Raw genomic sequence first — 21,675 nt, 5'->3', positions numbered from 1 at the left:
GTGGGCGAAGTTCATGGACGGGCTCCGTGGGGTGCGGGGATCACATGGGTGCGCCGTATCCCGTGGGTGTGGCGGGGGCGTACGTGATGAGGTGGCGGACGAGGGTGAGCAGGGTCTGCACGCCGGAGCTGGAGATCCGGGCGTCGCAGCGGACGACGGGCACCTCCTCGGGGAGGTCGAGGGCGGCGCGCACCTCCTCGGGGGCGTAGCGGTAGGCCCCGTCGAACTCGTTGACGGCGACGATGAATCCGAGGCCGCGCTGCTCGAAGAAGTCGACCGCGGCGAAGCACTCCTCCAGGCGCCGGGTGTCGGCGATGATGACGGCGCCGAGCGCGCCCTCGCACAGTTCGTCCCACATGAACCAGAAGCGTTCCTGGCCGGGCGTGCCGAACAGGTAGAGCACGTGTTCACGGTCGAGGGTGATGCGGCCGAAGTCCATGGCCACGGTGGTCTCGACCTTGTTCTCGATCCCGTCGAGTTTGTCGGTGGCGGCGCTGACGGTGGTCAGCAGTTCCTCCGTGCTGAGCGGCGCGATCTCGCTGACGGCGCCGACGAAGGTGGTCTTGCCGACCCCGAACCCGCCCGCCACCAGGATCTTGAGGGCGGTCGGGAACAGGTCGTCGTCGCCGCCGTGCCCGGCGCCGTCGACCCGGTCAGAGCTGTCGTCGTAGTCCATCGAGCACTGCCTCCAGAAGGGCCCGGTCCGTGCGGTTGTGGTGGAACGCGGGGGGGTTGTCGGTCAGCGCCCCGCAGTCGACGAGGTCCGCCAGCAGCACCTTGGTGACGGCCACCGGCAGCCCGAGATGGGCGGCGACCTCGGCGACGGGGACGGGGGCGCGGCACAGGTCGAGGGCCTGCGCGTGCTCGGGGCCGAGATAGCCGAGCGGAGTGGCGCCGGTGGCCCGCACCTGCGACATCAGGTCGAGGGCGACGGTCGGCCGGGTCCGTCCGTTGCTGACCGTGAAGGGGCGCACCAGCCGGCCGGCCGCGTCGTCGAGCCACGGCCCGTCACCGGCCGCCCGCACGCTCAAGGCCTCATCGCCGGGGGCTCGACGCCCTGCTGCCGGGGAGCGGTCATCAGGTACGGCCGTACGGACTTGACCAGCATCGCCATCTCGTAGCCGAGCACGGCCGCGTCGGCCTCCCGGCCGGCCATCACGGCGAGGCAGGTGCCGGACCCGGCGGTGGTGACGAACAGCAGCGTCGAGTCGAGCTCAACGACGACCTGCCGGACGTCGCCGCCGTCGCCGAAGCGCACGCCGGCGCTGCGGCCGAGGGAGTACAGGCCGGAGGCGAGGGCGGCCATGTGGTCGGCGGCGTCCGGGTCGAGGCCGTGGACGGACTTCACCAGTCCGTCGCAGGACAGCAGGACGGCGCTCCGGGTGTGCGGTACGCGTTGCACGAGGCCGCTCATCAGCCAGTCGAGGTCGGATACCTGGGCGGTCGGCGCATCGCTCGCCATGGTGGATCGACTCCTTGGGGTACGAAGGTCTGCGGGAGCGCGGGTGAGGGGGGTGGTCATCCGGCGGACGCGCTCCCGTCGTGCCGGGCGGTGTGGTCGGTGAGGTCGGTACGGGGTGCGGGCACGGCCGGCCGCGCGGGCGCGGGGGACTCCGGCTGGGACTCCGCGAGGCTGATGCCCCGTTGGAAGGCGGCCATCAGCTGGGGGTCGTGGCCTGCGACGTGCTCGCTGTCCTGGCGGGGCGCGGGCCCGTCGCGCAGCTGCGGCGCGATGTGCTCCTGGGCGCGGCGGCGGGGCAGTCGGGGCTTGCCCATGGTGCCGCGCACGGGGGTGGTGCGGGGGACGAGCGGGGCCTCGCCGGTGACGGCGGTTCCGTCCTGCGGGTCGGGCGCGGTGTGGCCGTCGTGTGGGGCGGGCGCGGTGTGGTGGACGCCGGGGACGGCCTCGGCGGGGGTGGGGCGGGTGGTGCGGGCGCCGCGCAGGGGCAGCGGCGGGGGTACGGCGCCGTCACCGGGGGACGCGGACGGGGTCCGGCCGGGGTGGGCGACGGGGGTGAGGGGGGACGCGGGGGTGCTGCCGGTGGCCGCGGTCTCCTCTGCGTGGGCCGGCGTGTCCACGGTGCCTGAGAGTGCGGGGGTCTGACGCCCCGTCGGCGCCGTGCCCACCGAGGGCAGGCTCGCGGTCGTCCCCTGCGCCCCGTTCACGGCGGCCGGTTCCCCGCCGAGCAGGGACTGCGGCACCACCAGCACGGCCTGGACTCCGCCGTAGATGTTGGTCTGCAGCCGGACGTGGATGCCGTGGCGGCGGGCGAGCTGGGAGACCACGAACAGGCCGATCCGGCCGTCGGCCAGCAGGCTGGCGACGTGCACCTGGTCGGGGTCGGCGAGCAGCGCGTTCATCCGGTCCTGCTCGCCGACGGGCATCCCGAGGCCGCGGTCCTCGACCTCGACGGCCAGCCCGGAGGTGACCAGGTTGGCCCGCAGCAGCACCTGGGTGTGCGGGGCGGAGAACACCGTGGCGTTCTCGACGAGTTCGGCGAGCAGGTGGATGACGTCGGCGACCGCGTGTCCGCGCAGGGTGCCGTCGACCGGCGGCACGAGCTTGACCCGCGAGTACTGCTCGACCTCGGCGATCGCCGAGCGCAGCACCTCGGTCATGGGCACCGGGTTGCTCCACTGCCGGCGGGAGACGGCCCCGCCGAGCACGGCGAGGTTCTCCGCGTGGCGGCGGATGCGGGTGGCGAGGTGGTCGACGTGGAAGAGCCCCTTGAGCAGGTCGGGGTCCTCCATCTCGTTCTCCAGCTCGTCGAGGATGGAGATCTCGCGGTGGACGAGGGACTGGAGCCGCCGGGCGAGGTTGACGAACACCTCGAGCTTCTGTTCGCTGCCCGCCTGGCTGGAGAGCCGCGCCGCCTGCACCACGGCGGTGACCGCGCCGTCGTGGGCGCGGGCGAGGTCGGCGGCGAGCTGGTCGAACTCGTCGCCGTCGCCGCCGCGTTCGCTGCGCCGGCCGCGCGGGGGCGGCTGCTCGCCGTTGCGCAGCGCCTCGACGAGGGCGTGCAGGTCGGCCTCGCGCCGTGCCGTGCCGCGGCGCAGGACGCCCACGCGGTCGTGCACGGAGCGGGCCGCGCGCTCGGCTGCCACGGCGGCGATGACGATGCCGGCGAGGGCCACGGCGGTGGCCCCGCCGAGGACCAGCCACAGCGCGCCGCTGGGCCGCGTCCCGCTGGAGCGGACGGTGAACAGCACGGCGGCGCAGGCGCTCAGGGCCACCGCGACGGGCGGCAGCACGGCGAGCCGGAGCAGTTGTGACCGTATGTGCGACTCGGGCAGGCCGGGCGCGGGCCGGGCGGGCGGGCGCCCGTGCCGTCCGCCCTCGCGCCGCTCGGGCCGGGGGGCGGTGCCGTTGCCGCAGCGTGCGCCCGGGCCGGGGGCCGGGGTTTTCGGGGCGGCGCCGCTCTGGGGGGTGCGGGCCACGACCGTGGCGCCGACCGTCCCCGGGTGTCGGGGCTCCTCGCCCCGTCGGCTCCCTCGTCCGCCTTGTGGCTGCACGTACCGGTCCCCGCTCCCTGATCCCGATCCCTACGACACGGCCCTCGGCGCGAGGCGTCCTGCGACATGTGCCGTCGCGAGCCGTCACGCCGGGCGACCGACACTCACCGTAGTCGTCACCGCATCATGTGCGGTGGGCAGTTGACAAACTCGTGCGGACAGCATCGCGCTCTGGTATGAGGCGTCGTACGACAGACCGATAACCGTTCGGCCGAATGCGACGGGAGTACTCAAGACTCGATCAATGCTGGTCAGAAGCGGTCGCAAGGGTTCCTGGGGCGCTGGGGCGCGAAAAGGGGCGTGTGCGGGATCGAGTGCGCCTCCGTGGACACCCCTGGCTCCGGGAGCGCCTCAAGGACACCTTCAGCCCTCCGGCCAGAACATCACGCTGAGTAGCAAACGCGGGGGTTGACGCCCTTCACAGGCGCGGCGCCGTGGCCGACGCCCTCAGCTGTTCGATCACGTCGTCCAGGTGTGCCGCCACCGCCCGCGCCGCCGCCTCGGGGTCGGCGCCGGCGACCGCGTCGATGATCGCGAGGTGCTGCGGCAGGGACTGCGCGGGACGCCCGGGGCGCAGGGCGAGACGGAACTGGAAGCGGACCATCGGGCCGTTCAGGCGGTCGAGCTGACGACGCGCCACCTCCTGCCCGCTGGCCTCGATGACGAGCTCGTGCAGCCGCTGGTTGAGGGCGGAGTACGCGTCCCAGGCGCCGTCGGCCACGGCCTGCCGCATGTCGGCGCCGATCCGGCGGAGTTCCGCGCGCTGCCCGTCGCTCGCCCCGCCGGCCGCCTTCCGCGCGCACAGCTGCTCCAGCGCCGACCGGCACTCGGTGATCTGCACGGCCTCCTCGACGGACACCGCGCGGATCCGGGCGCCGCGGCGCGGGACGATTTCCACGATGTCCTCGGCCGCGAGGTCCTGCAGCGCCTCCCGGACGGCGCCGCGCGTGGTGCCGTAGGCCTCCGCGAGGTCGAGTTCGACGAGCCGCTGTCCGGGCACCAGGTCCCCGGAGCGCAGGGCCTGCCTGATGGCGTTCGCCACATACTCGCGGCCGGCAGCGCCCGTAAGCTTGTCCGTCACTCCGTCGACCTCTCCCTCGTGTTCCGTCGTCCGTCCTCGGCGGCCCCGACGGGGAGAACCCTAGTGCGCGGCACGGAGGCGTCCGTACCCGGGATCCCATCTGGTGAGCATTTTCGTCGAAACATCTTGTCAACAATCTCGTTGATGATTTAGCTTCCTCGCATCTTCACATCGCCCGGCGTCACACCGCCCACCGCGATTCGTCCACCGCGATTCCGTCCACCGAAGGAGCGACCATGTCCGCCGTCGCAGCCGTCCGGGTCCCCGAGGTCACCCGTCGCGGCTCCCAGACCGCGATTCCCTGCCTGTTCATGCGGGGCGGCACGTCGCGCGGACCCTTCTTCGACGCCCGGCTGCTGCCCGACGAGCCCGCCCTGCGGGACGCGGTGCTGCTGGCGGCGATGGGCTCGCCCGACCCGCGGCAGATCGACGGCGTCGGCGGCGCGCACCCATTGACCAGCAAGATCGGCCTGGTGCGTCCGGGCACGGAGCCCGGTGTCGACGTGGAGTGGACCTTCGCCCAGGTGCAGCCCGACCGGGACACCGTCGACACGTCGGCCAACTGCGGCAACATGCTCGCCGCCGTGCTGCCCTTCGCCGTCGAGACCGGCATGGTCGTGCCGTCCGGCGACCGTACGACGGCCCGGGTGCTGACCCGGAACACCGGCATGGTCGCCGAGATCACCGTCGCCACCCCCGCCGGCGCCGACGGGACGCGGCACGTCTCGTACGAGGGCGAAGCCCGTATCGACGGCGTCCCCGGCACCGCCGCCCCGGTCGAGATCGGCTTCCTGGACACCGCCGGTTCCGTCGCCGGGGCCCTGCTGCCCACCGGGCGCGCCCGGGACACCGTGGAGGTGCCGGGGGTGGGCGCCGTGGAGGTCACGCTGATCGACAACGGCCAGCCGCTGGTGATCGTCCAGGCCGCCCGTCTGGGCGCCGCCGGCTACGAGTCCCCCGCGGACATCGACGCCGACGAGGCGCTCAAGGCCCGCGTGGAGGCGCTGCGCCTGGTGTGCGGGGAGGCGATGGGCCTGGGTGACGTCAGCGGCCGTAACTACCCGAAGATGACCCTGGTCGCGCCGCCCCGCCGCGGCGGCACCCTCTCCACCCGCAGCCTCATCCCCCGGGTCTGCCACCAGTCCATCGGCGTGCTGGCCGCCGTCACCGCCGCCACCGCCTGCGTCATCGAGGGCACCGTCGCCCGGGACGTGGCGGCCGGGGTGTCCGGCACGGAGCCCACCGTCTCCGTGGAGCACCCGTCCGGCGAGTTCAGCGTCACCCTCGGCCTCGACCCCGCCGACCCGCAGCGGGTGACCCGCTCCGCGCTGCTGCGCACCGCCCGGCTGCTGATGGCCGGCGACCTGCTCGTCCCCCGTTCCGTCTGGGACCCCACTCCCACCCGTCAGGAGAAGCACGCGTGATCATCGACATCCACGGTCACTACACCACGGCCCCCGCCCCCCTCGGACAGTGGCGGGACGCGCAGGTGGCCGCGCTCACCGACCCCCTGCGGGCGCCCGACCCCGCGGGCCCGGCGATCGGCGACGACGAGATCCGCGAGTCGATCGAGACGAACCAGCTGCGGCTGATGGACGAGCGTGGCATCGACGTCACCGTCTTCTCCCCCCGCGCCTCGTTCATGGCCCACCACATCGGCGACTTCGCCACCTCCGCCGCCTGGGCGCGTATCTGCAACGACCTGTGCCACCGGGTTTCCGAGCTGTACCCGGACCGGTTCGTGCCCGGCGCGATGCTGCCGCAGTCGCCCGGCGTGGACCCGGCGACCGTGGTCCCGGAGATCGAGCGGGCGGTGCTGGAGCTGGGCGCGGTCACCGTCAACCTCAACCCGGACCCGAGCGGCGGCCACTGGACCGCTCCCCCGCTGACCGACCGGTCCTGGTACCCGGTGTGGGAGAAGCTCGTCGAGCTGGACGTGCCGGCCATGGTGCACGTGTCCACCAGCTGCAACCCGGCCTTCCACACCACCGGCGCGCACTACCTCAACGCCGACACCACCGCGTTCATGCAGCTGCTCTCCGGCGACCTGTTCGCCGACTTCCCGGACCTGCGGCTGGTGATCCCGCACGGCGGCGGCGCGGTGCCGTACCACTGGGGCCGCTTCCGGGGGCTGGCGCAGGCGCTCGGCCGGCCCGAGCCGGAGGAGTCCCTGCTGCGGAACGTCTTCTTCGACACGTGTGTCTACCACCAGCCCGGCATCGACCTGCTGCTGGAGGTGATGCCCGTGGAGAACGTCCTCTTCGCCTCGGAGATGGTCGGAGCCGTGCGCGGGATCGACCCGCGCACCGGCCACCACTTCGACGACACCCGCCGCTACGTCGAGAAGGCGGGCCTCACCCCCGATGACCTGGCGGCCGTCGAGGAGCGCAACGCCCGGCGGGTCTACCCCCGCCTCGACGCCCGGCTGACCGCCCAGGGCCGCTGACGCCCGTCGTCCCCGGTCCCTCACCCCCCGCCGTCCCCGACCGTTCACCGCGGGCCGAGAATGCCCGCAGAAGCAAGGAGCCGCACCATGCACCACCTCGGAGTCGTCCACCGGACCGTCGACCGCGCCGACCCGGCCGCGGTCGAGGCCCTGTCGCGGTTCGGGGTCGCGACCGTGCACGAGGCGATGGGCCGCCTCGGCCTGATGCGCCCCTACATACGGCCCGTGTACGAAGGCGCGAAGCTGTGCGGCACCGCGGTGACCGTGCTGCTGCAGCCCGGCGACAACTGGATGCTGCACGTCGCCGCCGAGCAGGTGCGCGAGGGCGACGTGGTGGTCGCCGGCTGCACCACCGAGAGCGAGGACGGCTTCTTCGGGGAGCTGCTCGCCACCTCGCTGCGCGCCCGCGGCGCCCGGGGCCTGGTGATCGACGGCGGCTGCCGTGACGTGGACGACCTGCGCCGGATGGACTTCCCCGTGTTCTCCCGGGCGGTCAACGCCAAGGGCACCGTCAAGGCCACCCTGGGTTCGGTGAACGTGCCCGTGGTCGTGGCGAACGCCCTGGTCGTCCCGGGTGACGTGATCGTCGCCGACGCGGACGGCGTGGTGGTCGTCCCCGCCGCCCGGGCCGCCGAGGTCGCCGAGGCGTCCGCGCGGCGCGAGGCGGCCGAGGAGGGCAAGCGGGAGCGGTTCCGGGCCGGCGAGCTCGGCCTGGACATGTACGGCATGCGCGGCCCGCTGGCCGAGCTCGGCCTCACCTACGTCGACTGAATCCGAGGACCACGATGACCGACCACGACACCGCGGTCACCCCGGGCTGGCTCGACTGGTACCGGGGGCCGAGCAAGCCGGAGTTCGTCCTGCCGCCGGGAGCGGTGGACGCCCATTGCCACGTCTTCGGCCCCGCCGCCGAGTTCCCGTTCGCCCCGGAGCGCAAGTACACGCCGGTCGACGCCTCCAAGCACGACCTGTTCGCGCTGCGCGACCACCTGGGCGTCGACCGCAACGTGATCGTGCAGGCCACCTGCCACGGCGCGGACAACAGCGCCCTGGTGGACGCCCTGCACGCGGCCGGCGGGCGGGCCCGCGGGGTGGCGACGGTACGGCCGGACGTCACCGACGCGGAGCTGCGCCGGCTGCACGACGCCGGGGTGCGCGGGGTGCGCTTCAACTTCGTCCGCCGACTGGTGGACGCGGCGCCGCGCGAGGCGCTGGAGACCGTGGCCCGCCGGGTGGCGCCGCTGGGCTGGCACGTCGTCCTCTACTTCGAGGCGGAGGACCTGCCGGACCTGGAGCCGTTCTTCGCCTCCCTGCCGGTGCCGCTGGTCATCGACCACATGGGCCGCCCCGACGTCACCCGCAGCGCCGACGGGCCCGAGTTCGCGCGGTTCCTGCGGTTCGTGGCGGCGAACGACGTGTGGGTGAAGGTCTCCTGCCCGGAACGGCTGACGGTCTCCGGACCGCCCGCGCTCGACGGGGAGCGGAACGCCTACCGGGACGTGGTGCCCTTCGCCCGCAAGGTCGTCGAGGAGTTCACCGACCGGGCGCTGTGGGGCACCGACTGGCCGCACCCGAACCTGAAGAACCACATGCCCGACGACGGTCTGCTCGTCGACCACATCCCGCACATCGCGACCACCGCCGAGCAGCAGCGGGCGCTGCTGGTCGACAATCCCCTGCGTCTCTACTGGCCCGAAGAGGCCCGCTGACGTCACCCCCGGCCCGGTGAGACGGGTCCACCCTTTCCCAGGAGCGTGCAGTGCAGCACATCCGTACCACCAACGCGGCGAACCGGCTCGACCGGCTGCCGATCACGAAGTTCCACAAGCGGACCATCCTCGCGGTGGCCTTCGCCTACTTCTTCGAGTTCGCTGACATCAACACCTTCGCCATCACGGCGCCGGTGGTGCGCGAGCAGTGGGGCTCCGACGTGAACCACGTCGCGTACGTCACCTCGCTGTCCTTCGTGGGCATGTTCATCGGCGCCGTCGTGGCCGGCGGGCTGGCCGACCGGCTGGGCCGCAAACAGACACTGACCCTGACCACCCTGTGGTTCACGGTGTGGTCGTTCGCCTGCGTGTTCGCGTGGGACATCTGGTCCCTCGGCGTGTTCCGCGTGCTGACGTCGGCGGGCCTGTCGGCGATGACGGTCGTCGCCGTCGTCTACATCAGTGAGCTGTTCCCCAGCGCCAAGCGCGGCAAGTTCCAGGCGTACGCCATCGTCATCGGCATCTGCGGCACGCCCGTCACCAACCTGATCGCCTCCGCGGTGGTGCCGATGTCGGACTGGTCGTGGCGGCTGGTCTACCTCTGGGGGTCGCTGGGCGCGCTGTTCCTGTTCTTCGTGCGGCGGCTCGAGGAGTCCCCGCAGTGGCTGGAGTCGCGCGGCCGGCACGACGAGGCGGAGGCGGTGCTGACCCGCATCGAGGTCCAGGTGACGGCCGAGCACGGGCCGCTGCCCGAGGCGCAGCAGCCGAAGCCGAAGGGGCCCTCGGTCAAGCCGGGCCTGGGCATGCTGAAGGACAAGAAGTTCCTGTACCCGACGATCCTGCTGTCGGTCCTGTGGATCACCCAGACCATCGGCTTCTTCGGCTACTCCAGCTGGGCGCCGACCCTGCTGGCCGCCGAGGGCGTCAGCGTCGAGGACTCGATCTTCTACGTGGCCCTGACGACCGTGGGCGCGCCGCTCGGCTCGTTCCTCGCGGCGATGGTCACCGACCGCTTCGAGCGCAAGTGGTGCCTGGTGGTGTTCGGCCTGGTCATCGCCGCGTCCGGCCTGCTCTACGGCCTGACCTTCACCCCGGTGCTGATCGTGGTCTTCGGCTTCCTGGTCAACCTGTTCGAGCGCGGCTACACGGCCCTGGCGTACGCCTACGCCCCCGAGCTGTACGGCACCGAGGGCCGCTCGCTGGGCACGAGCATCGCCTACGGCCTGGGACGGCTGTCCAACGCGGTGGGCCCGCTGATGATCGCCGGCGTCTACAACGGCATCGGCTACCAGGCGGTGTTCATGGTCATCGCCGGCACCTGGACGCTGGGCGCGCTGGTCCTGGCGCTCTTCGGCCCGGCGACCCGACGCCGCCGGCTGGCGGCGGAGGCGGCTGCGGCGGCCGGGACGGGAGCGAAGTCGGTGACGGCGACGCCGTAAGCACGGCTGTCGCGCGCGGCGGGCGGACCGGAGACACCCCTCCGGTCCGCCCGCCGCGCGCGTCTCAGCGGTCGCCCGCCAGGTCGAGGTCGTTGCTGGGGGTCTCCTCGCTCCGTGGCGGGCTGCCGGTCTTCCATGTGCGGGGGACCGGGCGGGTGAGCGGGCGCCACCAGGGCTCGGCCGGCAGGTCGCCGCCCGGCTCGAAGGGGGCGCCCGGACGTGGGAAGGCGACGGCCTGGCCCACGGCTGCCGCTGCGTCCGTCATCCACTCCCCCGGCTCCGCCCACGGGTGCGGGGCGAGGTTGAAGGTGCCCCAGTGGATCGGCATCAGGACGCCGGCCGGGTCGCCGCCCTGGAGGTCCAGGTGGGTGCGGACGCCCTCCTCGGGGGTCATGTGGATGTCCGGCCAGAACTCGGAGTAGGCGCCGACCTGGATCATCGTCGCGTCGAACGGGCCGTGGGCGGCGCCGATGTCGCGGAAGCCCTCGAAGTATCCGGTGTCGCCGCTGTGGTAGATCCGGTGCCGTTCGCCTGCGACCACCCAGGAGGCCCACAGGGTGTGCTGGGTGTTGCGCAGGCCCCGCCCGCAGAAGTGCCGGGCGGGGGTCGCGGTCAGGGTGAGGCCGCCGACCCGCGTCGACTCCTGCCAGTCCAGCTCACGCAGGCGGTCCGCGGAGACGCCCCAGCGCTCCAGGTGCGCGCCCACGCCGAGGGGCACGGCGAACACGGTGTCCGTGCCGGCCAGTTCCTTGATCGTCGGCATGTCCAGGTGGTCGTAGTGGTCGTGGGAGATCACCACGACGTCCACCGGGCCGAGGGCCGTCAGCGGCAGCGGCACGGGGTGGAGGCGCTTGGGGCCGGCGAAGGGGAACGGCGAGCAGCGCTCACCCCACACGGGGTCGAACAGCACCCGCTGTCCGTCGATCTCCGCGAGGACGCTGGAGTGGCCCATCCATGTGAGGCGCAGCCCGGTCGCGGGCGGGCGGTTCAGGTCGGCGACGGTGGTGGGGTGCACCGGGATCGTCCCCCGCGGGGCGCGGCGGGAGCGGGAGTCCTTGTCCAGGAACTGCTTGGCCATGTCCCGTCCCGACCCGGAGGGACGCATACGGGCCGGGCCGCCCGGGTTCTGGAACACGCCGTTCGCGAAGTGCGGGGACCTGCGGATCCGCGCCATGCGCTCACCGGCCGGCTCCGCGCCGAAGGCCGGCGGCCGCAGGGCGGTCAGCCCCGCCCGGGGGGCGGATGAAGCGGCCACGGTACCTCCAGATGAAATCGCTCGGAGTTTCCATTATGTGCGGTGGCGCCTTCGGCGGGGGCGGTTGTGGAAACGGCCCGCGCCCCCGACTGCCGCCACGGGGGCTCCGCCCCCGAGCCCCCGATCGCGCAGTTCCCCGCGCCCCAAGGGCGTGATCCGCCCCGCGCCCTCAAAGACGCGCGAGAGCATCGCCCCATCAGGGGCGCGGGGAAATGCGCAACCAGCCACGAAGCGCCCGCGGAGGCCTGAGGCGTCGAGCTTCACGTGGGCCTCAGACGCGCGGGCACTACGCCCCAAAAGGGGCGCGGGGAACTGCGCGACCAGCCACGCACCCACCCGCACACGCCCCGCGGGACCAGCCACCCCGCGCGCCGAGCGGACCGCGCCTCACGCCACCTTCGCGATCCGCGACCGGATGTCCTCCGGGGACAGCGTCCCCTTCGCCGTGACGTGGTCACCCGACGACTCCCCCCGCAGGCGCCGGCCGATCCACGGCACCAGATACTCCCGCGCCCAGTGGACGTCGTCCCGCCGGATCTCCAGCGTGCCGCGAGGCGGCAGCGGCGGCCACGGCTGCTCGGGGTCCGCGGGCACCTTCAGACCGAGCGCGAGACCCGCGCGCAGCGCGACGCGGGTGTGCCCCTCGGGCGACAGGTGCAGCCGGTCCGCGTCCCACGCCCTGCGGTCCTGCACACTCCGCAGCGACCACAGGTCGAGCACCGGACAGCCGTACCGGTCGGCGACCGCCCGCACGTGCCCGTTGTACGTCGCGATCTTGCCGCGCAGATGCTTGAGCAGCGGGACCCCCCGGGTGTCGAACCCGGTGGTCACCATCACTGTCCCGGCCACCGCGGCCAGCTGCGCGACCGCCTTCTCGAAGCGCTCGGCCACCTCGTCCGGGTCGGTGCCCGGACGCAGGATGTCGTTGCCGCCGGCGCAGAAGGAGACCAGGTCGGGGGCGAGTTCGACGGCCCGGGGGACCTGGTCGGCCACGATCTGGTCCAGCAGCTTGCCGCGCACCGCGAGATTGACGTACCGGAAGTCGCCCTCGGGCCTGCGGTCGGCGAGCAGAACGGCGAGGCGGTCGGCCCAGCCGACGAACGCCCCGTCGGGGCCGGGGTCGCCGACGCCCTCGGTGAAGCTGTCCCCCACCGCCACGTACGACCCGATCACTGTTGCCTTGTCACTCTTCGAATCGTCTGCCACAGCCGGACATGATTCACCTTCGGATGTGACCTACGCGACCGTAGGCGGGGGTTGACGCGCGGTGAGATAAGCCACTTCAAGGTTTGGCCAAGCCAGGAATAGGTACGGCCCGGCGCGGACACGTGCCCGGACACGGACGCTGACACACCGGAGGCCGGGCCCCGTGGATCGGGGTCCGGCCTCAGGCGTGCGTGTCAGGAAGGGTGCCGCTCGGGTGTCAGATGGAGACGCCCTTGCCGCGCAGGTACGAGATCGGGTCCACGTCCGAGCCGTAGTCCGGGCTGGTGCGGATCTCGAAGTGCAGGTGCGGGCCGGTCACGTTGCCGGTCGCACCGGAGAGACCGACCTGCTGGCCGGCGCTCACCGTCTGGCCCGCCGAGACGGACAGCGAGGAAAGGTGGGCGTACTGGGCGTAGTGGCCGTCGTTCAGCTGGATGACGACCTGGTTGCCGTACGCGCCGCCCCAGCCGGCGGAGACGACGGTGCCGGCGCCGACGGCCTTCAGGGAGGTGCCGGTCGGGACGCTGAAGTCGACACCGGTGTGGTAGCCGCTGGACCACATGCTGCCGGCCACCTTGTAGGCGGTGCCGATGCCGCCGCCGGGCACCGGGGAGGTGAAGCCGGAGGCGGGGGCGGTCTGCGCGGACGCCTCGTCGGAGGAGGTCTCCTCGGCGGCCTTCTGCGCGGGCTGCTCGGCCGGCTTCTCGGCCTTGGGCGCGGCGGGCTTGGCGGTCTGCGGCGAAGTGGACTGCTGCGGCGCGCTCTTGGCGGCGGCCTTGCCGTCGATCGAGAGCTTCAGACCCGGGTGGATGAGCGACGGGTCGTCACCGACGGCCTCGCGGTTGTCCGCGTAGAGCTGCTTCCAGCCACCGTCGACGTGCTCGGCCTCGGCGATCTTGGCGAGGTAGTCGCCGGCCTTCACGGTGTACGTGCGGGTCTCGCCGTTCTTGTCGGCCTTGGCCTGCTGACCGGTGACGGACAGCGACTGGACCGAGGCCTCGGGGGCGGACTGCGGCGTCGCGGCGTGGGCGCCGGCGGCGCCGAGGAACGGCAGGGCGAGAGCGGCGCCACCGGTTCCGGCGACGGCGATGGAGCGGGTGAAACGCTGAGCCTTGGTGCGGCGGTGCTTACCCTTCGCGGGCATGTCGAATTCCTCTCCGGCGCCTACGAGGTGAGCTGTCGGGTGCGGACTGGAGATGTCCGGCCGCGTTGCTGCGCGGCTTAACCCCAAGCCTGTTTCCGGGGCCCGGAACAGGCAGTTGTACCTGTGGGTCCCCCGCTCCTGCCGTACGTCGGGTCAGTGTGTGCGGGCTCCGGGCGGCGGCAGGATTAGGCGTCCGTCCGGATCGGTTGGGAACGTAAGCGACCGCGACGCGGCGAAACAAGCGGGTGTTCCCGCGAACCCGCTTTTTCCGTGATCGAAAGGGGGAAATGACGTCACCGTGCGTCGATCTCGTGAGCGTCGCGCGGGCGAATTCCCTTGTCATGCAAGGGGATTACGTGGACATGGCGACAGCGTACGGTCACCGATATGACGATGCTCACGCGACCCCTCCTCAATTCCCTCCCTATGGGGGCACGTTCTCCTCAAGCTCCCCAATCGGACAGATCGCCCGTTTTGCATTCATGACGGACGGGACAGGTGACGCAATCGCGACATCTCGATCTTGGCGAGACCGGCCTGCAATCCGTCTCTCATGAACAAACAAAAAGCGACACAATCCAACGTCGCGGAGACCGCCGACAACTCATTGCCCCAGGCAGGCATGTCGTATCGTCGAGTGGTGCCCGTCGACGAGCCGCGGCGACGGCGCGGAGTGGGAGGAGCCGTCCGTGACGCAGGAGATCCCGTCGACCGAGCCCCAGCTGACCGGGGTGCGCAATTTCCGCGACGTGGGCGGGCTGCCCACGATGGACGGCCGGCGGGTGCGGCACGGGGTGCTGTTCCGCAGCGGTCACCTCGCCCACGCGACCGCGGAGGACGCCGCCTTCCTGGCCTCGCTCGGTCTGCACACCGTGTTCGACTTCCGTAACGCGGCCGACCAGAAGCTGGAGGGCCCGGACGTCACGCTGCCGGGCGTGCGCAACGTCAACCTGCCGCTGAGCGACCCGGCCGACGGCGCGGAGTTCTGGAAGATGGTGCGCGACGGCGACCTGGACCAGCTGCGCGCGATCCTCGCCGACGGCCAGGGCGCCGACCGGATGATCACCTCGTACCGCATGATCATCAAAGAGCGCACCTCCGAGCACTCCCAGGTGCTGCGCGCGCTCGCCGAGGACAGCGTGCCCACACTGATGCACTGCGCGGCCGGGAAGGACCGCGCGGGCCTGTCGGTGGCGGTGACGCTGCTCGCCGTGGGCGTGGAGCGCGACGCGATCGTCGAGGACTACCTGAAGTCCAACGCCAAGCACCGCCGCTACAAGGTGCGGCGCAGCGGCAGCTCCGCCGAGGCCTACTCCCCCGAGGTGATGGAGCTGCTCAGCCCGCTCTTCGACGCGCGCGAGGAGTATCTGGCGGCCGCCTTCGAAACGGTCGAGGAGACCTGGGGCGGCGTGGACGCCTACCTGGAGCAGGGGCTCGGGCTCACCCCGGCCCACCGGGAGCGGCTGCGCGAGCGCCTGCTCGACTGACACCCGACCCCCACCGGGGGGCCGCTACTTCTTCGGCGCGATCTCGAAGAGGAAGTAGATGAAGGCCGCGAAGACGTGTCCGACGACGATGTAGACGAACAGCCGGACCCACAGGGCCCGGGGGAACTTCTCCTCCATGTCCTTGCCGCTCACGGGGTCTCTCCAAGGGTCGGGCCCAGGCACAGGGTGGCCGTGGGACTCTGCAGCAGGGTGTGTACGAACAGCAGCTCGACCCCGTCGGGGTCCTGAGCGGCGATGCGGTGCGGGGTCAGCGAGTCGAAGTGGGCACTGTCGCCCGGGGACAGCCGGTGCAGGGTGTCCCCGAGGCGCAGCCGCAGCCGTCCCTTGAGGACGTACAGCCACTCCTCGCCGGGGTGGACGCGGACGATGTCGCCCTGGGAGCCGTGCGGCACATGGACCCGCAGCGCCTGCATGCCGCGTCCGGCGGCTCCGGCCTGCCAGTACGTCCAGCCGCCGGCCGCCGTGGGCTCCATGTCGGCGGCGCGCACCACGGCGTCCCGGTCGACCGCCGACTCCCCGAGCAGCTCGGAGACGGTCGTACCGTAGATGCGGGCGAGGGAGAGCAGCATCGGCAGCGAGGGCTGGCGCTGTCCAGTCTCCAGGCGGGAGAGGTGGGCGGGCGACAGGCCCGCCTGCCGGGCGGCGGCCTCCAGCGTCAGGGAGGCCCGCCGGCGCAGGGCGCGCAGCTGAGGAGCGACCGCGGGCAGGGCCTCGACAGGCTCGTCCCGCGGCTCGGTCTCGGAGGAGCTCATGCCCCCCATTGAGCACCAGGCCTTACCTCTGGGGCAATTTTCTTGCCCCAGAGGCAAAGCCCCCGCGTGGTCCCGAGCGGTCAGCGGTGGGCGACCGCCTGCTTCACCAGGGTCCTGCCGAAGTCCCAGATCAGCCCGCCCTCGTGGGCGTCGTCCATCACCGCGGTGAAGGCGTCCACGAACCGGTTCACGTCACCCTCGTCGACGATCAGCGGAGGGATCAGCTTGATGACCTCCAGATGGTCCCCGGAGACCTGCGTGAGGATACGGTGCCGCTGGAGCAGGGGGACGACCACCATCTGCGCGAACAGCCCCTTGCGGGCCGCCTGGAGCATGGCCCAGCGCGAGCGGAGCTTCAGCGAGCGGGGCCGGCCGAACTCGATGCCGATCATCAGGCCCCGGCCGCGGACGTCGGCGAGCAGCTCGTAGCGGTCGGTGAGGGCGGCCAGGCGGGTGCGCAGCAGGTCCCCGACGGCCCGTACGTGCGCCACGATCTGCTCGTCCTCCATGACCGAGAGGACCGCGAGGCCCGCCGCCATGGCCTGTGCGTTGGAGCCGAAGCTGGCGGAGTGCACCAGCACCCGGTCCATCGAGGAGAAGACCTTCTTGAAGATCCAGTCCTTGCCGAGCGTGGCGCCCACCGGCACGTACCCGCCGGAGAGCGCCTTGGCCACGCACACCAGGTCCGGCTCCACGCCCTCCTCGTACTGGTAGGCGTAGAAGTCGCCGGTGCGGCCGAGCCCGGTCTGCACCTCGTCGGCGATCAGCAGCGCCTTGTGCCGGTGCAGCAGGTCCTGCGCGGCCCGCAGATAGCCGGGCGGGGTCTCGTGCACACCCTTGCCCTGGATGGGCTCGACGATCAGCGCGGCCACGTCGCCCTTGCGCAGCTCCCGCTCCAGCGCGTCGAGGTCGCCGAGCGGCACGGGCGTGTCGGGCAGCAGCGGGGCGAAGCCGTCCCGGAAGCCGGACTCGCCGTTGACGGACAGGGCGCCGGTGGTCAGCCCGTGGAAGGCGTGCTCGCAGTACAGCACCCTGGGCCTGCCGGTGGCGTAGCGGGCGAACTTCAGGGCGCCCTCCACGGCCTCCGTGCCGCTGTTGCCGAAGAACACCCGGTCCAGGTGCGGACTGTGGGCGAGGAGCTTCTCGGCGAGCAGGCCCGGCAGCGGCTGGCAGTCGAAGCGGGTGAGGTCGGCGAGGGACAGGTCCAGGACGTCGTGCAGCGCCTTGCGGACCACGGGGTGGTGGCGGCCGAGCCCCATCACCCCGAACCCGGCGAGCATGTCCAGGTGGTCGTTGCCCTCGGCGTCCCAGAAGTGGGCGCCCTCGGCGCGCTCGTAGACCTTGTCGAAGCCGATGGTGTGCAGCATGCGCGGGAGCTGCGGGTTGAGGTACCGGTTGTGCAGCTCGTAGCGCTCGGCCCCGCGCTCGGCCAGCAGCGCGCCGAGGTCGAACTTCCCGGCCTGTGACGACTCCGACGCGGACTCCGCGGTGGTCATGCCTGGTGCTCCTGTGCGTCCGATGGCTGTTTCGCGAGTTCCTCCCGGGCGGCGAGGCTCGCGCTGATCCGCCCGGCGACGTCGACGGGCGTGAGACCGATGTCGGCGAGCACCTCGCCGCGCTTGGCGTGCGCGAGGAACTGCTCCGGGATGCCGAACCGGCGTACCGGCACGTCGACCTCGGCGTCGCCCAGTGCCAGCGCCACCGCCGAACCGACCCCGGCGGCGCGGCTGTTGTCCTCCACGACGGCCACCAGCCGGTGCCGGGCGGCCAGCGGCGGGAGGGCGGGGTCGACGGGCTTCACCCAACGGGGGTCGACGACGGTGCAGGTGATGCCGCGCGCCTCGAGCAGGTCCGCGGCCTGGAGGCAGACGGACGCCATCACCCCGACGGCCACGAGCAGCACCTCGGGGTCGTCCGCCCCGTGCAGCACGTCCATGCCGCCGATCCGGTCCACCGCCGGGATCGGCGGGCCGACGGACTCCTTCGGGAAGCGCAGCAGGGTCGGCGCGTCGTCCACGGCGACCGCCTCGCGGAGCTGGGCGCGCAGCTGGTCGGCGTCGCGGGGCGCGGCGATGCGCAGCCCGGGCACGACCTGGAGCACCGACATGTCCCACATGCCGTTGTGGGAGGGGCCGTCGGTGCCGGTGACGCCGGCCCGGTCCAGGACGAAGGTGACGCCGCAGCGGTGCAGGGCCACGTCCATCAGGAGCTGGTCGAAGGCGCGGTTGAGGAAGGTGGCGTAGACGGCGACGACCGGGTGCAGTCCGCCGGTGGCGAGTCCGGCCGCGGACACGGCGGCGTGCTGCTCGGCGATGCCGACGTCCCACACGCGGTCCGGGAAGCGTTCGGCGAACGGGCCGAGGCCGACCGGGTGGAGCATGGCGGCGGTGATGGCCACCACGTCCTCGCGTTCCTCGCCGATCCTGACGATCTCCTCGCCGAAGACGGAGGTCCAGGACGGCCCGCCGGAGGGGGCGAGGGGCGCGCAGGTGAGCGGGTCCATCACGCCGACGGTGTGGAAGTGGTCCTCCTCGTGGGCGAGGGCGGGTTCGTAGCCGCGGCCCTTCTCGGTGATGCAGTGCACGAGGACGGGGCCGTGGAAGCGCTTGGCGCGGCGCAGCGCGGACTCCACGGCGCGGATGTCGTGGCCGTCGATGGGGCCGACGTACTTCAGGCCCAGGTCCTCGAAGAGCCCCTGGGGGGCGAAGGCGTCCTTGAAGCCCTTCTTCGCGCCGTGCAGCGCCTCGTAGAGGGGCGGGCCGACCACGGGGGTGCGCTGGAGGACGTCCTTGCCCCAGGCCAGGACGCGTTCGTAGCCGTCGGTGGTGCGCAGGGCGGCGAGATGGTTGGCGAGGCCGCCGATGGTGGGCGCGTAGGAGCGTTCGTTGTCGTTGACGACGACGACGAGCGGACGGTCCTTGGCGGCGGCGATGTTGTTGAGCGCCTCCCAGGCCATGCCGCCGGTGAGCGCGCCGTCGCCGACGACGGCGACCACGTGCCCCTTCTCGCCGCGCACCCGGCGGGCCTTGGCGAGCCCGTCGGCCCAGCCGAGCGCGGTGGAGGCGTGGCTGTTCTCGATGACGTCGTGCTCGGACTCCTCGCGGGAGGGGTAGCCGGAGAGGCCGCCCTTGCCGCGCAGCTTGGAGAAGTCCTGACGGCCGGTCAGCAGCTTGTGCACATAGCTCTGGTGGCCGGTGTCCCACAGGATGCGGTCGACCGGGGACTCGAAGACCCGGTGCAGGGCGACGGTCAGCTCCACCACCCCGAGGTTGGGTCCGAGGTGGCCCCCGGTCCTGGCGACCGCGTGCACCAGGAACTCCCTGATCTCGTCGGAGAGTTGACCGAGTTCCGCCTCGGTCAGCGCCTTCAGGTCACGTGGTTGCCGAATGCTCTCCAGAATCGTCACGCTCGGGCCCCCTTCGGTTCCGTGCTGCTCAGCTCACGGTGACGGCCGGCTCCCCCGACGCGATGCCGTCCTTCTCCATCTGCTCGGCGATCTTCATCGCCTCCTCGATCAGGGTCTCGACGATCTTCGACTCGGGGACGGTCTTGATGACCTCGCCCTTCACGAAGATCTGCCCCTTGCCGTTCCCGGACGCCACACCCAGGTCCGCCTCACGCGCCTCACCCGGACCGTTCACGACACAGCCCATCACCGCGACGCGCAGCGGCACCTCCATGCCGGTCAGGCCCGCGGTGACCTCCTCGGCCAGCTTGTACACGTCCACCTGCGCACGCCCGCACGACGGGCAGGACACGATCTCCAGACCACGCTGCCGCAGGTTCAGCGACTCCAGGATCTGGATGCCGACCTTGATCTCCTCCACCGGCGGCGCCGACAGCGAGACGCGGATGGTGTCGCCGATGCCCTGCGACAGCAGCGCGCCGAACGCGACCGCCGACTTGATCGTGCCCTGGAACGCCGGCCCCGCCTCCGTGACACCCAGGTGCAGCGGGTAGTCGCACTGCTCGGCCAGCTGACGGTAGGCCTCCACCATCACGACCGGGTCGTTGTGCTTCACCGAGATCTTGATGTCGCGGAAGTCGTGCTCCTCGAACAGCGACGCCTCCCACAGCGCCGACTCCGCCAGCGCCTCCGGGGTGGCCTTGCCGTACTTCTGCAGCAGCCGCCGGTCCAGCGAACCCGCGTTCACACCGATACGGATCGGCGTGCCGTGGTCCTTCGCCGCCTTGGCGATCTCCTTGACCTGGTCGTCGAACTTCTTGATGTTGCCCGGGTTCACCCGCACCGCCGCACAGCCCGCCTCGATCGCGGCGAACACGTACTTCGGCTGGAAGTGAATGTCGGCGATCACCGGGATCTGCGACTTCCTCGCGATCACCGGCAGCGCGTCCGCGTCGTCCTGCGTCGGACACGCCACCCGCACGATCTGGCAGCCCGAGGCGGTCAGCTCCGCGATCTGCTGCAGCGTCGCGCCGATGTCCGAGGTGCGCGTGGTCGTCATCGACTGCACCGACACCGGGGCGTCACCGCCCACCGCCACGGATCCGACCTGGATCTGCCGGCTCTTCCGGCGCACCGCGAGGATGGCCGGGACCTCGGGGAGGCCCAGGGAGACTGCGGTCATCTGCGTCACTCCCTGTTCGACGAGACGGTCTCGCGCATGGCGCGCAGGGACTCCTTCAGGGAGCCCATGGTGGCGAGGACTGCGGTGGGCTCGTAGCCGCAGTGGGCCATGCAGTTGGCGCAGCGTGGGTCCTTGCCGCGGCCGTACTGGTCCCAGTCGGTGTCCTCGATGAGTTCCCGGTACGTCGGCACGTAGCCGTCGCTCATCAGGTAGCAGGGGCGCTGCCAGCCGAACAGGGAGTAGTTGGGGATCGCCCAGGCGGTGCACGGGAAGTCCACCTTGCCCTCGAGGAAGTCGAGGAACAGCGGGGAGTGGTTCAGCCGCCAGCGGCGCCGGTTGCCGCCCGCGAAGGCCTTCTTGAACAGCTCGCGGGTCTGCTCCACGCCCAGGAAGTGCTCCTGGTCGGGCGCCTTCTCGTAGGCGTAGGCGGGCGAGATCATCATCTCGTCGACCTTGAGGTCGTCGTTGAGGTAGTTGAGCACCTCGACGACGGTCTGCGGGGTGTCGGTGTTGAAGAACGTCGAGTTGGTGGTGACCCGGAAGCCGCGCCGCTTGGCCTCCTTGATGGCCGCCACGGCCTCGTCGAACACGCCCTCCTTGGCGACGGACTCGTCGTGCCGCTCCCGCAGCCCGTCGATGTGCACCGCGAACGCGAAGTACGGCGACGGGGTGAACTTGTCCATCTTCTTGCGCAGCAGCATGGCGTTGGTGCACAGGAAGACGTACTTCCGGCGGGCCACCAGCTGACGCACGATCTCGTCGATCTGGGGGTGCATCAGGGGCTCGCCGCCGGCGATCGACACCATGGGCGCCCCGGACTCCAGGACGGCGCCGACGGCCTGCGCGACGGGCATGCGCTGCTTCAGCACACCGGCCGGGTGCTGGATCTTGCCGCATCCCTCGCACTTGAGGTTGCAGGCGAAGAGCGGTTCCAGTTCGACGATGAGCGGGAACTTGTCCCGCCCGCGGAGCTTCTGTTCGGCCAAGTATGTAGCGACCTTGACGGACTGACGCAGCGGCATGGCCATCTGGC

20 protein-coding genes and 1 riboswitch are annotated in these 21,675 nt (G+C 71.9%); of the genes, 6 read left to right on the top strand and 14 right to left on the bottom strand.

Translation table 11 applies throughout. The annotated features are described in order from the left end of the window. Window positions 1-40 precede the first annotated feature (40 nt). From ACQY0Z_RS27485 to ACQY0Z_RS27465, 5 genes are all read right to left on the bottom strand, one after another. Window positions 41-676: a GTP-binding protein gene (locus tag ACQY0Z_RS27485; protein ID WP_189905543.1), complete on the bottom strand. Its 636-nt coding sequence runs from the start codon at window positions 674-676 to the stop codon at window positions 41-43. Next, window positions 654-1,025, bottom strand: a complete 372-nt coding sequence (locus ACQY0Z_RS27480) for a DUF742 domain-containing protein (protein ID WP_439812980.1) — start codon at window positions 1,023-1,025, stop codon at window positions 654-656. Before ACQY0Z_RS27480 ends, ACQY0Z_RS27485 begins: the two co-directional genes overlap by 23 nt. A gap of 2 nt (window positions 1,026-1,027) precedes the next feature. Continuing rightward, on the bottom strand, window positions 1,028-1,462 hold the full coding sequence (locus ACQY0Z_RS27475) for a roadblock/LC7 domain-containing protein (RefSeq protein ID WP_019522568.1): 435 nt from the start codon (window positions 1,460-1,462) through the stop codon (window positions 1,028-1,030). Between the two features lie 56 nt (window positions 1,463-1,518). Beyond that, window positions 1,519-3,438, bottom strand: a complete 1,920-nt coding sequence (locus ACQY0Z_RS27470) for an ATP-binding protein (RefSeq protein WP_439812979.1) — start codon at window positions 3,436-3,438, stop codon at window positions 1,519-1,521. A 493-nt stretch (window positions 3,439-3,931) separates the two neighbouring features. Further along, the gene (locus ACQY0Z_RS27465) at window positions 3,932-4,594 is read right to left on the bottom strand and encodes a GntR family transcriptional regulator (RefSeq protein WP_189905539.1); all 663 of its coding nucleotides are present in this window, start codon (window positions 4,592-4,594) and stop codon (window positions 3,932-3,934) included. Between the two features lie 236 nt (window positions 4,595-4,830). On the opposite strand from ACQY0Z_RS27465, the gene ACQY0Z_RS27460 reads away from it, so the two are divergent. From ACQY0Z_RS27460 to ACQY0Z_RS27440, 5 genes are all read left to right on the top strand, one after another. Next, window positions 4,831-6,018 carry a 4-oxalomesaconate tautomerase gene (locus ACQY0Z_RS27460; RefSeq protein ID WP_439812978.1) on the top strand — a complete coding sequence of 396 codons (1,188 nt, stop codon included), beginning with the start codon at window positions 4,831-4,833 and terminating at the stop codon, window positions 6,016-6,018. Further along, window positions 6,015-7,040 (top strand): amidohydrolase family protein, encoded by a 1,026-nt coding sequence (locus ACQY0Z_RS27455; protein ID WP_189905534.1) that lies wholly within the window; start codon window positions 6,015-6,017, stop codon window positions 7,038-7,040. The genes ACQY0Z_RS27460 and ACQY0Z_RS27455 overlap by 4 nt, the downstream gene beginning before the upstream one ends. 87 nt (window positions 7,041-7,127) lie before the next feature. Then, on the top strand, window positions 7,128-7,811 hold the full coding sequence (gene ligK, locus ACQY0Z_RS27450; protein WP_189905532.1) for a 4-carboxy-4-hydroxy-2-oxoadipate aldolase/oxaloacetate decarboxylase: 684 nt from the start codon (window positions 7,128-7,130) through the stop codon (window positions 7,809-7,811). A gap of 14 nt (window positions 7,812-7,825) precedes the next feature. Further along, window positions 7,826-8,749 carry an amidohydrolase family protein gene (locus ACQY0Z_RS27445; protein WP_189905530.1) on the top strand — a complete coding sequence of 308 codons (924 nt, stop codon included), beginning with the start codon at window positions 7,826-7,828 and terminating at the stop codon, window positions 8,747-8,749. Window positions 8,750-8,799: 50 nt separating this feature from the next. After that, window positions 8,800-10,188, top strand: a complete 1,389-nt coding sequence (locus tag ACQY0Z_RS27440; RefSeq protein ID WP_439812977.1) for an MFS transporter — start codon at window positions 8,800-8,802, stop codon at window positions 10,186-10,188. A 64-nt stretch (window positions 10,189-10,252) separates the two neighbouring features. Here the strand turns inward: ACQY0Z_RS27440 and ACQY0Z_RS27435 are convergent, their stop codons facing one another. The 3 genes from ACQY0Z_RS27435 to ACQY0Z_RS27425 form a co-directional block, all read right to left on the bottom strand. Then, window positions 10,253-11,443, bottom strand: a complete 1,191-nt coding sequence (locus ACQY0Z_RS27435) for an MBL fold metallo-hydrolase (RefSeq protein WP_189905526.1) — start codon at window positions 11,441-11,443, stop codon at window positions 10,253-10,255. A gap of 387 nt (window positions 11,444-11,830) precedes the next feature. Continuing rightward, the gene (locus ACQY0Z_RS27430; RefSeq protein WP_189905615.1) at window positions 11,831-12,616 is read right to left on the bottom strand and encodes an SGNH/GDSL hydrolase family protein; all 786 of its coding nucleotides are present in this window, start codon (window positions 12,614-12,616) and stop codon (window positions 11,831-11,833) included. Between the two features lie 250 nt (window positions 12,617-12,866). Continuing rightward, on the bottom strand, window positions 12,867-13,793 hold the full coding sequence (locus ACQY0Z_RS27425; protein WP_189905524.1) for a M23 family metallopeptidase: 927 nt from the start codon (window positions 13,791-13,793) through the stop codon (window positions 12,867-12,869). 4 nt (window positions 13,794-13,797) lie between these two features. Beyond that, a riboswitch (cyclic di-AMP (ydaO/yuaA leader) is annotated at window positions 13,798-13,962 on the bottom strand. A gap of 520 nt (window positions 13,963-14,482) precedes the next feature. On the opposite strand from ACQY0Z_RS27425, the gene ACQY0Z_RS27420 reads away from it, so the two are divergent. After that, entirely contained in the window at window positions 14,483-15,280 is a 798-nt protein-coding gene (locus ACQY0Z_RS27420; protein ID WP_189905522.1) for a tyrosine-protein phosphatase, read from the top strand. A 24-nt stretch (window positions 15,281-15,304) separates the two neighbouring features. Here ACQY0Z_RS27420 and ACQY0Z_RS27415 read toward each other — a convergent pair whose 3' ends face one another. From ACQY0Z_RS27415 to hpnH, 6 genes are all read right to left on the bottom strand, one after another. Further along, complete coding sequence (locus tag ACQY0Z_RS27415) at window positions 15,305-15,433, bottom strand: DUF6126 family protein (protein ID WP_254587877.1); 129 nt, start codon at window positions 15,431-15,433, stop codon at window positions 15,305-15,307. Beyond that, window positions 15,430-16,053: a helix-turn-helix domain-containing protein gene (locus tag ACQY0Z_RS27410; RefSeq protein ID WP_189905520.1), complete on the bottom strand. Its 624-nt coding sequence runs from the start codon at window positions 16,051-16,053 to the stop codon at window positions 15,430-15,432. The genes ACQY0Z_RS27415 and ACQY0Z_RS27410 overlap by 4 nt, the downstream gene beginning before the upstream one ends. An 80-nt stretch (window positions 16,054-16,133) precedes the next feature. Next, on the bottom strand, window positions 16,134-17,549 hold the full coding sequence (locus ACQY0Z_RS27405) for an aspartate aminotransferase family protein (protein WP_439812976.1): 1,416 nt from the start codon (window positions 17,547-17,549) through the stop codon (window positions 16,134-16,136). Next, window positions 17,546-19,459: a 1-deoxy-D-xylulose-5-phosphate synthase gene (dxs, locus tag ACQY0Z_RS27400; protein WP_189905517.1), complete on the bottom strand. Its 1,914-nt coding sequence runs from the start codon at window positions 19,457-19,459 to the stop codon at window positions 17,546-17,548. Before dxs ends, ACQY0Z_RS27405 begins: the two co-directional genes overlap by 4 nt. 28 nt (window positions 19,460-19,487) lie before the next feature. Then, the gene (gene ispG, locus ACQY0Z_RS27395) at window positions 19,488-20,642 is read right to left on the bottom strand and encodes a flavodoxin-dependent (E)-4-hydroxy-3-methylbut-2-enyl-diphosphate synthase (protein ID WP_439812975.1); all 1,155 of its coding nucleotides are present in this window, start codon (window positions 20,640-20,642) and stop codon (window positions 19,488-19,490) included. A gap of 5 nt (window positions 20,643-20,647) precedes the next feature. Beyond that, window positions 20,648-21,670 (bottom strand): adenosyl-hopene transferase HpnH, encoded by a 1,023-nt coding sequence (gene hpnH / locus ACQY0Z_RS27390; protein WP_189907062.1) that lies wholly within the window; start codon window positions 21,668-21,670, stop codon window positions 20,648-20,650. Window positions 21,671-21,675 lie beyond the last annotated feature (5 nt).

The sequence above is a fragment of the Streptomyces sp. P9-2 genome (assembly GCF_051903975.1).
Classification (GTDB): domain Bacteria; phylum Actinomycetota; class Actinomycetes; order Streptomycetales; family Streptomycetaceae; genus Streptomyces; species Streptomyces cellulosae.
The sequence above is the reverse complement of the archived record's forward strand: the minus strand, read 5'-3'. Positions and strand labels throughout refer to the sequence as shown.